18 protein-coding genes are annotated in these 15,398 nt (G+C 61.3%); 3 read left to right on the forward strand and 15 right to left on the reverse strand.

Annotated elements, in window-relative coordinates; all coding sequences use genetic code 11:
• Both AN401_RS11975 and AN401_RS11980 read left to right on the forward strand, forming a co-directional pair.
• Positions 1-876 carry a hypothetical protein gene (locus AN401_RS11975; protein WP_096779396.1) on the forward strand — a complete coding sequence of 292 codons (876 nt, stop codon included), beginning with the start codon at positions 1-3 and terminating at the stop codon, positions 874-876.
• Positions 877-886: 10 nt separating this feature from the next.
• Positions 887-1,558: a DUF4376 domain-containing protein gene (locus AN401_RS11980; RefSeq protein WP_096779395.1), complete on the forward strand. Its 672-nt coding sequence runs from the start codon at positions 887-889 to the stop codon at positions 1,556-1,558.
• 144 nt (positions 1,559-1,702) lie between these two features.
• Here the strand turns inward: AN401_RS11980 and AN401_RS11985 are convergent, their stop codons facing one another.
• From AN401_RS11985 to AN401_RS12030, 10 genes are all read right to left on the reverse strand, one after another.
• Positions 1,703-1,957, reverse strand: coding sequence for a hypothetical protein (locus tag AN401_RS11985; protein ID WP_157772252.1), 255 nt, complete (start codon positions 1,955-1,957; stop codon positions 1,703-1,705).
• On the reverse strand, positions 1,954-3,045 hold the full coding sequence (locus tag AN401_RS11990) for an AAA family ATPase (RefSeq protein ID WP_096779488.1): 1,092 nt from the start codon (positions 3,043-3,045) through the stop codon (positions 1,954-1,956). The genes AN401_RS11985 and AN401_RS11990 overlap by 4 nt, the downstream gene beginning before the upstream one ends.
• Complete coding sequence (locus AN401_RS11995) at positions 3,042-4,199, reverse strand: type II and III secretion system protein family protein (protein WP_096779489.1); 1,158 nt, start codon at positions 4,197-4,199, stop codon at positions 3,042-3,044. The genes AN401_RS11990 and AN401_RS11995 overlap by 4 nt, the downstream gene beginning before the upstream one ends.
• 11 nt (positions 4,200-4,210) lie before the next feature.
• Positions 4,211-5,056, reverse strand: a complete 846-nt coding sequence (gene cpaB, locus AN401_RS12000) for a Flp pilus assembly protein CpaB (RefSeq protein ID WP_096779490.1) — start codon at positions 5,054-5,056, stop codon at positions 4,211-4,213.
• Positions 5,057-5,099: 43 nt separating this feature from the next.
• Positions 5,100-5,570: a TadE family protein gene (locus tag AN401_RS12005; RefSeq protein ID WP_096779491.1), complete on the reverse strand. Its 471-nt coding sequence runs from the start codon at positions 5,568-5,570 to the stop codon at positions 5,100-5,102.
• Entirely contained in the window at positions 5,546-5,959 is a 414-nt protein-coding gene (locus tag AN401_RS12010) for a prepilin peptidase (RefSeq protein WP_096779492.1), read from the reverse strand. The genes AN401_RS12005 and AN401_RS12010 overlap by 25 nt, the downstream gene beginning before the upstream one ends.
• A 25-nt stretch (positions 5,960-5,984) precedes the next feature.
• Positions 5,985-6,203, reverse strand: a complete 219-nt coding sequence (locus AN401_RS12015) for a Flp family type IVb pilin (protein ID WP_096779493.1) — start codon at positions 6,201-6,203, stop codon at positions 5,985-5,987.
• A gap of 89 nt (positions 6,204-6,292) precedes the next feature.
• Positions 6,293-7,321, reverse strand: a complete 1,029-nt coding sequence (locus AN401_RS12020; protein WP_096779494.1) for a GGDEF domain-containing protein — start codon at positions 7,319-7,321, stop codon at positions 6,293-6,295.
• A gap of 325 nt (positions 7,322-7,646) precedes the next feature.
• The gene (locus AN401_RS12025; protein WP_094038658.1) at positions 7,647-7,889 is read right to left on the reverse strand and encodes an LPP leucine zipper domain-containing protein; all 243 of its coding nucleotides are present in this window, start codon (positions 7,887-7,889) and stop codon (positions 7,647-7,649) included.
• 130 nt (positions 7,890-8,019) lie between these two features.
• Entirely contained in the window at positions 8,020-8,490 is a 471-nt protein-coding gene (locus AN401_RS12030) for a DUF4442 domain-containing protein (RefSeq protein WP_096779495.1), read from the reverse strand.
• Positions 8,491-8,664: 174 nt separating this feature from the next.
• On the opposite strand from AN401_RS12030, the gene fur reads away from it, so the two are divergent.
• A complete protein-coding gene (fur, locus tag AN401_RS12035) occupies positions 8,665-9,096 on the forward strand; it encodes a ferric iron uptake transcriptional regulator (RefSeq protein WP_094038680.1) in 432 nt (143 codons plus the stop codon).
• A gap of 96 nt (positions 9,097-9,192) precedes the next feature.
• On the opposite strand, the gene glnS is transcribed toward fur, so the two are convergent.
• The 5 genes from glnS to phbB form a co-directional block, all read right to left on the reverse strand.
• The gene (glnS, locus tag AN401_RS12040) at positions 9,193-10,854 is read right to left on the reverse strand and encodes a glutamine--tRNA ligase (protein ID WP_096779496.1); all 1,662 of its coding nucleotides are present in this window, start codon (positions 10,852-10,854) and stop codon (positions 9,193-9,195) included.
• Positions 10,855-10,986: 132 nt separating this feature from the next.
• On the reverse strand, positions 10,987-12,771 hold the full coding sequence (phaC, locus tag AN401_RS12045) for a class I poly(R)-hydroxyalkanoic acid synthase (RefSeq protein ID WP_096779497.1): 1,785 nt from the start codon (positions 12,769-12,771) through the stop codon (positions 10,987-10,989).
• A 127-nt stretch (positions 12,772-12,898) separates the two neighbouring features.
• Entirely contained in the window at positions 12,899-13,234 is a 336-nt protein-coding gene (locus tag AN401_RS12050) for a phasin family protein (RefSeq protein WP_094038662.1), read from the reverse strand.
• Positions 13,235-13,287: 53 nt separating this feature from the next.
• The gene (locus tag AN401_RS12055) at positions 13,288-14,496 is read right to left on the reverse strand and encodes an acetyl-CoA C-acetyltransferase (protein ID WP_094038663.1); all 1,209 of its coding nucleotides are present in this window, start codon (positions 14,494-14,496) and stop codon (positions 13,288-13,290) included.
• Positions 14,497-14,534: 38 nt separating this feature from the next.
• Positions 14,535-15,281 carry an acetoacetyl-CoA reductase gene (gene phbB / locus AN401_RS12060; RefSeq protein WP_094038664.1) on the reverse strand — a complete coding sequence of 249 codons (747 nt, stop codon included), beginning with the start codon at positions 15,279-15,281 and terminating at the stop codon, positions 14,535-14,537.
• Between the last annotated feature and the right edge of the window lie 117 nt (positions 15,282-15,398).

Here is a 15,398-nt window from a genome sequence, read left to right on the forward strand (position 1 = left end):
ATGTTTCAGGTGGATAACAATTCGGCCGTGGCCACCATGCCACCCCTGGCCGCCGCCGGCAGCCCCGGCTGGTTTACCGCCGGCGCCCCCGGCGTGCCGCCAACCTACCCGGGCCCGGAGTGGTTCAACATCATCCAGGCCGAGCTGCTGTCGGTGCTCACCGCCGCCGGCGTAGCGCCGGACAAGACCAAGCTGAACCAGTTGGCGACCGCCATTCAGGCCATCGCCGGCGCCACCGGCCAGTTCGCGCCTTACAGTGCCACCCGCACCTACAGCACCGGTGAAACCTGCACCACCCTGGTCGACGGTGAGTTGCGCATTTGGGAGATGTATGCCGGCCCGGATATGACCTGCGTCGGCAAAGACCCGAACGACCCCGCTAATCGGCACGACGGCTGGTTGTTGGACAGTGCGCCGTGGTGGTGGATACCCTATGGCAACGTGCCTGGTCGCCCGTCCTGGTGGCTGGCGGAAACCGCGCCAGAGCGGGCGGTGATGGAAATGGGCCAGGATCTGCCGACCGCTGTCTATTGGCGGTTGGCCCGTCAGTACCCGCACTTGGTCACCGGTGCAAACATCAATACCGGCGACATCCGTGGCGAATTTTTGCGGGTGTGGGATAACGGGCGCGGGGTAGACCCGAGTCGCGCAATAAACAGTTATCAGGAGGGGACGCACATCACTGGAGATAACGGAGTAGCTCCAGCAGCGCAAGGGATCGGAAATCTGTCCCAATGCCACGTCGACAGTCCCGACGGCAGCGTCAGAACTATCTACTACGTCGGTAGCCCCACGACGTCAAACAGCGCTAGCCCGGACATGTGGGGGAGAGTACGCCCCCGCTCCATCGCCCGCGCCATGATCATCGAAATCTAAGGACTGCAACATGACCACCCAGTATTGGACTTACGACCCCTCCACCCGCGAGATCATCAGCGGCCCCCACGCTGCGCTTTTTCGGGGCGGTGTCTGGCATATCCCGCGCAACGCCATCACCGCCCAGCCGCTGCCGCCCCAGCCCGACCAGGCGGTGCTGGCCCTGCCCGACGGCAGCGGCACCGATTACATCGAAGACCACAGAGGCAAGACTGTCTACAGCAAGCTGACAGGGGAAAGCCGGGAGGTGACCGAGTTGGGGCCTCTACCGGACACTGACACCGAGTTGAAGCCGGGCGAGGACGATATCTGGATCGACAGCGGCTGGCAGCTCGATCCCGAGGCCATCCACCGCCACCGGGCGGCCAAACACACCGAAATCAACCAGTGGCGTGACCAACAGGAGCACGCCACGGTCGAGCACCTCGGCGCCCAGTGGGACGCCGATCCCATCAGCCGGCGGCGCATCGAGGCCGTGCTGCTGGCCGATACCATGCCACTGGGCTACTGGACCGACGCCGACAACCTCGATCAGCCCATGACCCTGGCGCAACTGCGCGAACTCTACGCCGTCATCGTGCACCAGGGCGGGCTGATCCACGCCCGCCAGCGGCAGATGAAAGCCGAGGTCGACGCCCTGGCCGATATCGAGGCGGTCAAGGCCTACCCCGTCGGCTGGTAAACATCAAAACAACAAAAGCTGTTTAAGGCGCCCGGCACAAAACCGGCCTTAAACAGCTTTGGTGTAATCAAGCATCCGTAACGCTTATTTTGATAAATTTATCATTCCCCGCGACACCCAAACCCCGCCGATATTCTTTCACTTTCAGCGACGCATTTTTTCAAAAATCGCGGCGGGCGACACCAGCCCGTCCAGGCCGTTGTCGTGTTCCAGCAGATAGGCCTGGACATACTTGTGCACCAGGGGGGAGAGTTCGCTCCGCTCCATTTCGAACATCAGGCCGTCTTCCTCCAGCCGCTCCACGATAAAATGGTGCAGCCGGGCCTTGAGCGCCACCAGGCCTTCATCGCCCCCCAGCTCCAGCCGGCGGCCGGCAAGATGCAATCCCTTCTCCGTCATAGGGCACTCCTCTTCATCCAGCGCTGCCACCAGGGCGGCGAATGCCGGCCCAGCTGGCCGGCCATCGCCTGCAGCAGCGGAGACAGGGCCTCGCTGTCCGGCAGCAGCCCCGAGTTGATGGACGTCACCGCCGCATGGGTATCGGGCAGGCAGGCCAGCAGCGGTATGGGCAGGCGGGCGGCCACGGCGGCGGCATCGGGCACCTGGCCGGGATAATAGGGCGCCAGCATCAGTCCCAGGCCGGCCGGCCGCGCGCCCTGCTCCAGCAGGTAATCGGCCAGGCAGGCAGCGCTCTTGATGCTGATGTTCTTCTGGTCCGCCAGCAGCCAGAGATGGCTGCAATGACCGGCCACCAGCGTCACCAGGCTGGATCTGCCCTGGCCGGTGAGGTTGAACACCAGGTGATCGTAATGCCGGGCCAGCCGCTCCAGGGTATCGTGGAGCGCCGGCACGCTGATGGCGGCCAGCTCGCCGTAGCTCGGCAGGCAGATGAGATCGAGACCGCCCGCCTTTCCGGGACCAGGCGCCAGCCAGGCCTCGTCCACCAGGTGGCGCTGCCGGGCCAGTTCGCTCAGGCAAAAGCGCGGCTCCATATCCAGGTAGGCGGCGATATCGCAGTGAGGCAGGGCGAAGTCCAGTACCAGCACCCGTTTTTTCCCCTCACCGGAAAGCGCCCAGGCCGCCGCTATGGTCAGCATGGCGCCGTCGTAGTCGTTGCGTTCGGTCAGTATCGCCAGCCCCTTGCCGCTGCTGACCGGATCCGGCAGCAGCAGCCAGCTCATCACCGACCCCAGGCTCTGCCGATCGGCCCGGTAAAGATGACGATGGCGATGCAGCAAGCGCCAGTGTCCCTCTTCCGTCATATCGAGCAACACCACAGGCCTGGGCAGGAAAGCGGTCAGCAGTCGCTCGAGGGCCGCATCGGGCCAGGCGGTGGCGACCAGCAGCAGCACCCGGGCCTGTCGCCATTCCCGGCTGCCGTCCAGCTCCTGCTCCGAGGAGCACCAGTACAGTTCGGCCCCCGCCGGCAGGGCCGCCGCCAGCCCGGCCCTTTCGGCCGGCTCGGGACAATAGGCCAGGATCATCATCGAATACCTCCCCGTACAAACCCCATGCCCGGGGGAAGGCCGGCCGCCGCCTCGGCGGGATCCATATCCAGGAACAGCATCTCGAAAAAGGAAGGACGGTAATGGCGGTACAGCTCGCCGGGCAGATCCGGCAGGCGGGCGTCGGCGGCCAGGGGGCGGACCAGGTAGGGGGTGACTATCATCAGCAGCTCCTTGTCACTGCTGTCGAAGCGGGTCGAGCGGAAAAAGGCGCCCAGCACCGGCACATCGCCGAGCAAGGGCAGCCGTTCGGCGTTGCGCTGGGTATTGCTGCTGACCAGACCGCTGATCACGAAACTCTCGCCATGACCGAGCTGTACCGTGGTGTCGGTGCGGCGGATACGCAGCGACGGCACCATGGTGCCCGAGGTCGATACGCCATTGATGAAATCCAGCTCGCTGACCTCCGGCGCCACCTTGAGCAGGATGCGCTCATCCTCCATCACGGTCGGGGTCAGGTTCAGGCGCACCCCGAACTCCTTGAACTCGATGCGGACATCCCCGTCCCGGTTGGTGCTGGGGAAGGGAAACTCCCCCCCGGCCAGGAAAGTGGCGGTCTGCCCCGACAGGGTGACCAGGCTCGGTTCGGCCAGGGTATAGGCATAACCGCTCTGGTTGAGGGCGGTGATGGCCCCCCACAACCCCCGGGCGGCATTGCCGGCGAAGATGTTCAGCACTCCCTCGCCCAGCCCGGGGTCGCTACCGGGACTGAAGCCGGACAATATGCCGGAGCCGGCGTTGATCACCGTGTTGCCTCTCACCGACTGCTTGAACAGGCCGGTACCTATCGCGCGCAGGGCGCTGCGGCTGACTTCCACCACCTTGATGTCGGCCTGCACCTGCAGCATGCCGCTCGCCACCCCGGCAGCCGTGACCACCACCGAATGGCGTTCAGGCTCCTGCTGCCCCCGGTGCCACACCAGCAGCCGGGTACGCCCCGCCGACTTGGCGGTGATCAGCAGTTCCCGGCTTGACAGCACCTGCACCCCGGCCACCTCGGGGTCGCCCATGGCCGCCCTGACCACGGGTTCTGCCGTGACCAGGGGGTGCTGCTCCCCTTCCCGCAACAACCATTCCCCGGCCTGGGCCTGCCCCGCCAGCAGGGCTGCCAGCAACCATCCCCTTATCGATTTCATCGCCCGACTCCCTAGCGCGCCGTTGTCACCACGGCTTTCTGTTCCCCGTAAAACACCTCGACCCGCTGCCCCGGCGCCTGTTTCGCCAGCCGGGGAGCCGGCGCGGCCGGCGACGGGGTCCGCTCTACGCCGGCCAGCGCCTTCAGGCTGACCGGCACCGCCGCCTTGCTCGGCTGCACCTCCTCCCGCCGGCCCAGCACCGCCAGCCGCAGGCTGCCGGTACTTTCCGCCAGCAGCAAGGCGGCCACCTGTTGCTCCGGCACCGCCAGCACCACGGAACGGGCCCTTTCCTGGCGTTGCTCGGGTTTGTCCTGGGCCTGGCCGATCAGCTCGGCCCCGTAGGCCAGCACGGCCACATCGGCCAGCAGGCGGCGGGCGGTGGACTCCTGGCCGCTCTCCCGGTTGGCCTTGAGGTAATAGATAACATCCACCCGATCGCCGGTGTTGAGATGGCCCCCCACCGCCGTTACCTCGTCCACCTTCAGCGCCAGGGCCCGGTAGCCCGCCGGCAGGGCGTCGAGCAAGGGGCGAGGCGCCACCAGCAGGCTCTCATCCAGGTCCACCCCGGCCATCACCGGCTCCAGCAGGACCCGCCCCAGCAGCCCCCTGGGCTCGACCGGCATCCCCGGCGCCGGCCCGGGGCGGCCCTGCTGCTCCAGCATGGCGGCCGTCAGCACGGCCCCCGCCTCCACCGGCTCGCGGAAAACCCATACCCTGTGCTGCTCGGGCGGGGGAGGCAAAGCGGCCACCTTTTCCGGCTCTGGCGGTACTTGCCCCTGACGCAGGCTGTAGGCGCCGAGCAGCAGTGCCAGTCCGAGCAGGGCAAAGGCGAGCAGATACAGACCTTTTCCTTTCATAACGACTCCTTGTTGCAGGGTGCGGCCTCGCCGCAGGCTGTTTTCAGAAGGTCAGTCTGGCATGGGTCTGGATCACCTCCGGCACCGGCAGCAAGGGGGGAATAAAGGGATAATCGCGATAGTTGTAGCTCAGGGTCAGCCGGCAGCACTCGGCCTCGTCGATGTCCACGGTCAGGGCCGCCGCCCTCTCCCTGCCGAAAATCCGCTCGGGATTGGACAGAAAATCCCGGAACAGGGCTTCGGTATTGCTGCGGACCTGTGCGGCCAGCTCGGCCTGGCCGCAACCGCTGGTACCGGACACCAGGCATTGTTCATTCACGTAGGAGACCCCGCGCCGCAGGGCTTCCGCCGCAATATGGTTGAGCAGGTGCTGGGTGTAGAAAATCATGCCGTAGGTGGCGATGGCGTAAAACAGCATGAAGATGACGGGGAGGATCAGTATGGCTTCAATCCCCGCCGCCCCCCGGCTGCTTTTGATATCGGTATTGGCTAGAGCAAGATCCCGTGCATCCATAGCGATAACCCAAACCCCAGAGTCAGAAAAGGGATAAATGGATATTCCCGGCGTCGCCTGTCCCACAGCAGCCACCAGATAGCCAGGGTGGAAAAGGCGATCATCAGGGCATGCAACAAGGGGTCGAAGGGAATCACCAGCGCCAAAATCAATATAATTTTAATATCGGCCGCGCCGAACACATTGCCCAAAAAGCCAAGAAGCAATGCAACAACCAATAAAACGAAACGATAACGGTTATCTATCAAATCAAAAAAAGGAAGCGCGCCGGAAGCACCCAAAACAACAACAAACAATAACAAATAACAAACAAGTAAATTGGCGACTTTCCCCTTTCGAACATCAACGACAGCAAACCAGACGAGAAACAGAAAAATCGCCAAAAACATGGTCAAGGCACTGTTTCGCTAGGGTTCACTCGCTACTCGCTATCGCATCACCTTTGATCGCCGACAGTACATCCTGCATGACGAGCCCGACCTCGGTGCGTATATCAGGAGAAACCGCTGCTATGGCCACGGCCACCATAACCGCTATCAAGACATATTCGATACCGCTGGCCGCCTTATCCTCCTTGATAAAACGAAGCGATTGAAACTTGAGATAACTCCAGAACCGGATTAAAACACTCATAATTCTTCTCCCTGAAAGAGTGCTCTATTTATTGTTCAATTTGAGTCTAGATTAACTTTTCCTTGATTCAAGTCAACTCCAAGTGATTTTTATGTGCCGAGATGGGATGCCGTGATCTCCCGCACGGATTCCCCGGCCCAGACAAAGCAGCCCTTGCCCGACCTTTTGGCCTGGTACATGGCCTGATCCGCCAGGTTCAGCAGGACCCCGGGCTGGTCGCCATCCGCCGGGTAGCGCGCCAGTCCCAGGCTGGAGGAGATGCGGCACTGCACCTGTGCCAGCTGGAAAGGGGTACCGAGCCTGCGGATGACGAGCCCGGCCACCCGCTCCGCCGACCGGATATCGTCCGGTGTATCCAGTTGCAGCCAGATCACGAACTCATCCCCCCCGAGGCGATAGATCCGATCGCATAACCGCAGGGTATGGCTGAGGCGCTCCGCCACCGCCAGCAGCAGGGCATCACCCACCTCATGGCCATGCCGATCGTTCACCGCCTTGAAACCGTCCAGGTCGAGGAACACCAGGACGCCCGGCTGGGATTCACGGCATCGCTGCTCCAGCTCGCCCAGCAGGGCGTTGCGGTTGGGCAGGCCGGTCAGCCTGTCCAGGTATGCCTGGCGGGACATGCGCCTGAGTTCGGTATCCGCATGGGTAATATCCTGCTGCATCCCCACCAGCCGCCACTGGCGGTGCTCATTGAGCCAGGTTCCGGTCAGCCGGAGCCGTCCTCCCCGCGGCAGTGTCAGCGTCAGCTCGGTCCCGGAGGCGTCCGGCCGGCACTGCCCCAGCCAGCGGTTCAATGCCGCCGCCTGCTCCGGCGCCAGACAGGCCAGCCATTGTTCCAGCGTGACCTCCGCCCTCGCCTCCAGCCCATAAAAACCGAACACCGCCGGGCTCCAGTACAGTTGCCGCGCTTCCGGCCGCCACTCCCACACCCCCAGGCCGGCACCGGCCAGGGCCAGGGAAGCCCGCTCCTCCTGCCAGCGCCGTCGCTGCCGGGCGCCTCGCCAGGCCTGCCGGTAATGCCAGACCAGGCACCAGGGCAAGACCAGCAGCATAAACAGTATCCCGGCACCCCACAGGGGCAATGACCGGCTCCACTCCATCGGCACCTCCATCTGTCCAGGATCCTCTTGGCACTGAGCTTAAACCACACCTAACTAACCGATCCTAATGGTGCTACACCGACCATTCAGAACCGTTATTTAGACTCATTTGTGATCGATACTAGACATAACAATAACGATGCGCGGGGAAAACTGCCATGGGTATCATGCGACAAACACCGCCAGCATTGCCTGGCTGTGTGTGGGAGGGAAGATTTATCCACCGACCAGGAAAACAAGCGGATAAATGGCCAAGCCTATCTTTTGGAACGACGGGCCCGGCGCCAGAAACAAAAAAGCCTGACCAGTGGCCAGGCTTTTTTCCGTGCAACCAATGTTACTTGGTGTAACGGCCCATCTGATCCAGACGAGAGTTGGCGCGGTCGGCAGAAGCGCGAGCTTCGGCAACGTCGGCGGCCAGACGGTCGATCTTGGCAGAGTTCATTTGCTGGCCTTGTTGTACGGCCTGTACGTCCTGGGCCAGGCTATCCAGCTTGCTTTCCAGAGCGGTAGTAGAGCTACAGCCAGCCAGCAACAGAGCACTAACAACACCACCTACTAACATCATTTTATTACGCATTACCTGCTCCTTGTTTTTTTTGGGAGTCAAAAAGACCACATTAGGCGCCATAAGTATGGACGAAGTTCCCTGCTTATCGCAAATTATTTTATAGACCATGACATTAGGAATTTTTGCTTAACGTCATGATTTAACGTTTGTTTGCTCGTTTTTTGCGCACATAGAGGGTCCGCTCCACCTCGGCGATGAGTTCTCCCCGTTCGTCCAGGATATTGATCCGGAAATGGGGGAAGTATTTTTCACCCTGCTCGGTGGCACGAAGGATCTCGTCCACTCGTTCGCGACTCAGATGGACATCGGCGTAGACCCGCCCCCGACCCGGTTTGAGGAAAGTGATCTTGGCCGCCCTGTCCCATACATGGTAGTCCTGCCCCAGCACCGCCATCAGCATCATGGCATAGACCGGATCCGTCATCGAGAACAGGCTACCCCCATACTGGGTACGGTTGGCGTTTTTGTTCCACCAGCGCAGCACCAGCCCCACCCGGCAGTAGCTGTAGTCGGTGCTGAGCCGCTCGATGCGGATCCCCGCCCCCCAGAAGGGGGGCCAGCCGTTCAACAGGCGGCGCAATAGCCAGGGGCGAGAAAATATCAGCCTCATAAACTCATCAGACCAGTTAACATTGAAGCCGATACTAACAAAGACGCATCATCCTTGTCAGCCCTCTCGCCGGGATCCTGGCCATTCGCCCGCAGGCCAGATTGAGGTTGCCATCAGGGGCGGGAAGAAGCACAATAAAAGCAATACCCAAACGAAATGCGAACCTTTATTTTTATGGCTGACAACAATCAAGCACTGAAAAAAGCAGGGCTCAAGGTGACGCTACCGCGAGTGAAGATACTCGAGCTGCTGCAACAACCGGAAACCCAGCATGTCAGTGCGGAAGATCTGTATAAGCTGCTGATCGACCAAGGGGAAGAAATCGGCCTGGCGACCGTCTACCGGGTTCTGAACCAATTCGACGATGCCGGTATCGTTACCCGTCACCATTTCGAGGGCGGCAAGTCGGTGTTCGAGCTGGCTACCCAGGAGCACCATGACCATCTGGTATGCCTGGACTGTGGCAAGGTCATCGAGTTCCACGACGAGATCATCGAGCAGCGCCAGCGTGATATCGCCAGTCAGTACAATATCAAGCTCACCAACCACAGCCTGTATTTATACGGCCATTGCACCAACGAGCAGTGCAACCACAACGACGACTGAGGCCCCACTGGTCGTCCGCCAGACACCAAAAAGCCGCGACCGGGTCGCGGCTTTTTATTGGATGACAAGGGGCCGCCGGTGACGGCCCCTGCGGGCTCAGCCCTCTTCCTTGCCCCAGGAATCACGCAGGGCGACGGTCAGGTTGAACACCAGCCCCTCGGCCTTGTTGTCCCGGCAGAAGTAGCCTTCCCGCTCGAACTGGAGTGCCTTTTCCGGTTCGGCCCGTGCCAGGGAGGGTTCCACCACGGCGTCCTTCAGCACCAGCAGGGAATGCGGGTTCAGCGCCTGCTCGAAGGACTCCGCCGCTCCCGGGTTGGGCACGCTGAACAGCCGATCGTAGATCCGCACCTCGGCGGGCACGCCATGACTGGCGGAGACCCAGTGGATCACGCCCTTGACCTTGCGGCCATCGGCCGGATCCTTGCCCAGGGTATCGGGGTCGTAGCTGCAGTAGAGGGTGGTGATGCGGCCATCGGCATCCTTCTCCACCCGCTCGGCCTTGATCACATAGGCGTTGCGCAGTCGCACTTCCTTGCCCAGCACCAGCCGCTTGTACTTCTTGTTGGCCTCCTCCCGGAAATCCGCCTCGTCGATGAACAGCTCGCGCGTGAAGGGCAGCTCCCGGTTGCCCATCTCGGGCTTGTTCGGGTGATTGGGCGCACTCAGGGTTTCCAGGTGATCCTCGGCTAGGTTTTCGATCACCAGCCGTAGCGGACGCAGCACCGCCATGGCCCGCGGCGCGTTCTCGTTGAGATCGTCGCGGATGCAGGCTTCCAGCATGCTCATCTCGACGGTGTTGTCCTGTTTGGTCACACCGATGCGCTGGCAGAATTCACGGATGGAGGCCGGGGTATAACCGCGGCGGCGCAGACCGGAGATGGTGGGCATGCGCGGATCATCCCAGCCTTCCACGTGACCGTCGGTCACCAGCTGGTTCAGCTTGCGCTTGGACATCACGGTGTATTCCAGGTTGAGCCGGGAAAACTCGTACTGGCGCGGATGGCAGTCGATGCTGATGTTGTCGAGCACCCAGTCGTACAGGCGGCGGTTGTCCTGGAACTCCAGGGTACAGAGCGAATGGGTGATGCCTTCGATGGCATCGGAGATGCAATGGGTAAAGTCGTACATGGGATAGATGCACCACTTGTCCCCGGTCTGGTGATGGTGGGCAAAGCGTACCCGGTACAAGACGGGATCGCGCATCACCATAAAAGGCGAGGCCATGTCTATCTTGGCGCGCAGACAGGCTTCACCTTCCTTGAACTCGCCGTTGCGCATGCGGGCGAACAGGGCCAGGTTTTCGTCCACCGGCCTGTCCCGGTAAGGACTGTTGCGTCCCGGCGTGGTCAGGGTGCCACGGTATTCGCGGATCTGCTCCGGCGCCAGCTCGTCCACATAGGCCAGGCCCTTCTCGATAAGCTCCACCGCGTAGCCGTGCAGCCGGTCGAAATAGTCGGAGGAATAACGGACATCGCCACTCCATTCGAAGCCGAGCCAGTGCACATCGCGCTTGATGGACTCGACGTATTCGACGCTTTCCTTCTCCGGGTTGGTGTCGTCGAAACGCAGGTTGCACTGTCCCTGGTAGTCCTGGGCGATCCCGAAGTTGAGACAAATGGACTTGGCATGGCCGATGTGCAAATAGCCATTCGGCTCTGGCGGGAAACGGGTCTGTACCGACTGATGTTTGCCGCTGGCCAAATCTTCATCGATGATTTGGCGAATAAAATTGCTGGGACGATGGTCCGCCTGACTCATTCATGCACCTCGAGTGTGGGGATAGCATAATCAAACGCTCATGATCCATGATCTCCGCCCGGGGCTCAATAGCCAGAGCCGGAATAACCGGCTTTACCATCAATAAAGCCGCCCGCAGGCGGCTTGAGAGGCTCAGTCTTCTATCGGCAGCGCCTGCTGCACATAGCGGCCCGGCGCCGGCATCAGGCCCGGGCACTCGGCACTGCCCACCGCCCGCGCCGGCACCGGCTGCTCACCCAGGTAGGGCGTCACCCACTGCTGCCAGTGCGGCCACCAGGAGCCGCCTTCCCGCCTGGCGGACGCCAGCCATTGCTCTGCACTCTCGAAAGGGGCATCGCTCAGCCAGTAGCCGTACTTGTTCTTGTTCGGCGGGTTGACCACACCGGCCACATGCCCTGACTCGCCAAGCACCAGGGTGGTCTCACTGCCGAGCAGTCTGGACCCCATGAAAGTCGCATCCCACAGGGCGATATGATCTTCCTTGGTGGAGAGGAAATAGCTGGGCGTCTTCACCTTGGACAGGTCGATGCCGAAGTTGCCCACCTTCACCTCGCCGGCCCGGCTCAGCCGGTTGTTCAGGTACAGCTCCCGCAGCAGGAAACTGGCGCAGGTGGCGCTCAGGTTGGTGCTGTCGCTGTTCCAGTACAGGATATCGAAATCCGCCGGCTCTTCGCCTTTCAGGTAGTTGTCGATGTAATAGTTCCAGTACAGGCTGTTTTCCCGCAGCAGGCTGAAGGTCACCGCCATCTGCCGGCCATCGAAGAAACCCTGGGCATCGTTCATCTGCTCCATGGCGCCGACCACGGGCTCGTTGATGAAGACCCCCACCTCTCCCGGCTGGGTGAAGTCCAGCAGGGTGGTCAGGAAGGTCGCGCTCTTGACCCTGGGCTTCATCCGCCGGGCCGCGTACAGGGCCATGGTGGAAGCCAGCAGGGTACCACCGATGCAGTAGCCGATGGCGTTCACTTCCTTCTCGCCGGTGATCTGCTCGATCACCCGGATCGCTTCCATGGTGCCGGAGTGGATCAGATCCTGGAAGCCGATGCTGGCCTGCTCCTTGCCCGGATTGCGCCAGGACATGATAAAGACCGTATGGCCCTGATCCCTGAGCCAGCGCACCAGGGAGTTCTGCTCCTTGAGATCCAGGATGTAGAACTTGTTGATAAAGGGCGGCACCACCAGCAACGGAGTCTGGTGCACCGTCTCGGTGCTGGCCTGGTACTGGATTAGCTCGAAGATGTCGTTCCTGAACACCACCTCGCCGGGGGTGGTGGCCAGATCCTGGCCCAGGGTAAAGGCGGACTGCCGGGTCATGCGGATCTTGAGCAGGTTGGCGCTGGCGGCCAGGTCTTCCTGGAACAACTCGATGCCCTTGACCAGGTTGGCTCCCTTTTCCTCCAGGGTCCGGTGCAACAGTTCGGGGTTGCTCCAGATAAAGTTGGTGGGCGACAGGGCGTTGATGGTCTGGCGAAAGAAAAAGTGCAGCCGCTGGCGCACCGGCTCGGGCAGACCTTCCACCACGTCCAGCATATTGGCCAAGGACTTGGCGAAATGCAGGTAGGACTGGCGCATAAAGTCGAAGTGGGGATCCTCCCGCCAGGATTTATGCTGAAAGCGCCGCTCGCCGGGCGGATCCTGGATCAGGCTGACGGCATCCTTGTCCAGCGTCTTGACCATGCTGTTCTGGCAGATGGCCAGCTGGCCCTGCCACCACTGCATCTGCAGGTCGAGCAGCCGCATCGGGTTGGTCGAGACCGCGTCATAAAAGGTCTTCAGATCCTGGGCATTGACTTCCGATAACGCCTGGGTCACCGGGTTGTCTCCCAGGCTGGCACGTTGCATGTCCGACCACATGGTCTCATTCCACTGAAAGAACTGACGTATGGGATCGGTACCGTTATACATATCTTGCTGCATTGTCCCTCCCTGATTGAGATAGCGCCCGCAAGAGCAGGGAAATACGGCAACGACAACGGGAAGGAGCCCTGAGAGCCCCTTCCCTGGCTGTATCTATATCCCCGACGGGCTAGGCCATCCCAGACGGTTATTTTTTCTGGGCGTCTGCGGCCAGGGCATCGAGGCCGGCCTTGAACTCCTGGGCCAGGTCGGCCAGCTTCTTGCCGTCTTCGATCATCTGCTGGCTGATGCGGGTCATGGTTTCCAGTTGCTTGGCGCCACAGCTGACCAGGCTCTGCACGTCCTTGACCTGGCTGTTGGCCTGCAGCTGGGCCAGGCCGATATCGGCATACTGGCGGGCGGCTTCAAGCTGGAGGTTGGTCAGATCGGTGAAGTTCTTGGCCACCAGCTGGTTGTATTTCATCAGGGGGCCGAAGGCCTTTTCGGTTTGATCGTTAAAGCTTTTGAAAATATCGGTGTACATAACCAGTTCCTTAAAGGGAAAGTAAATCGTTGTTATTCGGGCGGCGTCTTGCCTCAGACCCGTTTCAGTACTACTGCGGTGCCCATGCCACCGCCCACGCACAGGGACGCCAGCCCCAGGGTGGAACCGCTGCGCTGCAGCTCATACAGCAGGGTAACCAGGATGCGGTTGCCCGAAGCACCCAGCGGATGACCCAGGGCGATGGCGCCGCCGTTCATGTTGGTCTTCTCCAGCAGCGCCTGCTCGGCGATGTCGTATTTGCCGGAAAGCTGTCTGACCACGCCCAGCGCCTGGCCGGCGAAGGCTTCGTTGAGCTCCAGGCGCTCCATCTGCTCGAGCTTGAGGCCGCCGCGGGACAGCGCCTGGTCGATAGCCGGCACCGGGCCCAGCCCCATGATCTCGGGGTCGATACCGCCCTGGCCATAGCTGACCACTTCCGCCAAGGGAGTCAGGCCGTATTTCTCCACGGCCGACTTGCTGGCCACGATAATGGCGCTGCCGCCGTCGTTGATGCCGGAGGCGTTGCCCGCCGTGACCGAGCCATCAGGCTTGAAAGCCGGGCGCAGCTTGGCCAGGGTCTCGAGGGTGGTGCCGGCCTTGGGATACTCGTCGGTGTCGACGGTGAGGGTTTCCTTGCGGCTTTTCACTTCCACCGGCACTATCTCGGCCTTGAAGTGACCGGCTTCAATCGCCGCCACCGCCTTGGCCTGGCTGGCCACGGCCAGGGCATCCTGCTCGTCGCGGCTGATCTTTTCCTGGGCCACCACGTTTTCGGCGGTCACGCCCATGTGGTACTTGTTGAACACATCGGTCAGGCCGTCGCTGATCAGCAGGTCGGACAGGGCCATGTCGCCCATCTTGTTGCCGCCCCGCAGATCGCCTTTCACCACGAAGGGGATCTGGGACATGTTTTCACAGCCGGCGGCCACCACCACTTCGGCATCGCCCGCCTTGATATGGGCACAGGCGTCCATCAGGGTCTTCATGCCGCTGCCACACACCATGTTCAGGGTGTAAGCCGGCACTCCGGCCGGAATGCCCGCGGCCAGTGCCGCCTGGCGACCCACGCCCATGCCCTGGCCGGCACTCACCACGTTGCCGACGATCACTTCGTTGACCTTGTCCGGCGACAGGCCGGCCTGCGCCAGTGCGCCTTTGATGGCAATGCCGGCCAGCTCTGCGGCAGGAACGGTTTTCAGGGCACCGCAGAAACTGCCGATGGGGGTGCGTTTGGCCGCAACAATATATACAGATTCAGACATAAATAATGCTCACTCCGTTGATAACAGGCCAGCGGGCCTTACTTCATATAGAGACCGCCGTTGACCGACAGGGTTTCACCGGTAATGTAACCGCCGTATTCACCGGCCAGGTACAATACCGCTCCGGCCACTTCTTCGGTGGTAGCCAACCGCTTGAGGGGAATGGTGGCCTTGATGGAATCCAGCACGTCTTCACGAATGGCGGTCACCATGGGGGTCGCGGTATAACCGGGCGCCACGGCATTGACGCAGACACCAAAGCGCGCACCTTCCGCGGCCAGGGCCTTGGTAAAACCGATCATGCCCGCCTTGGCGGCGGAATAGTTCACCTGACCGTATTGCCCCTTGAGGCCATTGACGGAAGAGATATTGATGATGCGACCGCTGCCCTGCTCACACATTTGATTGAATATGGGTTGGGTAACGCTGAACAGGCTGTTGAGGTTGGTGTCCATCACTTCCTGCCACTGCTGGAAGGTCATTTTCTTGAAGGTGGCATCGCGGGTGATGCCGGCGTTGTTGACCAGGACATCGATATGTCCCAGCTTACGCAGGGTTTCGGCCAGTACTTCGCTGACCCCGTTGTGATCGCTCACATCCAGTGCCAGCAACTGGATGTCCTTGTCGGCCAGGTTTTCTTCCTGCAACCAGTTGGTGGCCTGTTGTTCTTTTCCTGGACGGTGTGTCGCCACAACCTTGTATCCATTTTCCAAAAACAAACGGCACACTTCTGTTCCTATTCCACCGGCGGCTCCGGTCACCAGCGCAACTTTTTTATCAGTCATCAAATCCACTCCTTTGTTTACAGCCATATCAAATTCGGCGATACACCGATATCACAGGTAAGGCTCCTCTTGTTCAAGCCAGAAGCAATACCAAAATCCTCGTACTCTCTTTAACTT

This window comes from Zobellella denitrificans, assembly GCF_002407485.1.
Lineage (GTDB): Bacteria > Pseudomonadota > Gammaproteobacteria > Enterobacterales > Aeromonadaceae > Oceanimonas > Oceanimonas denitrificans.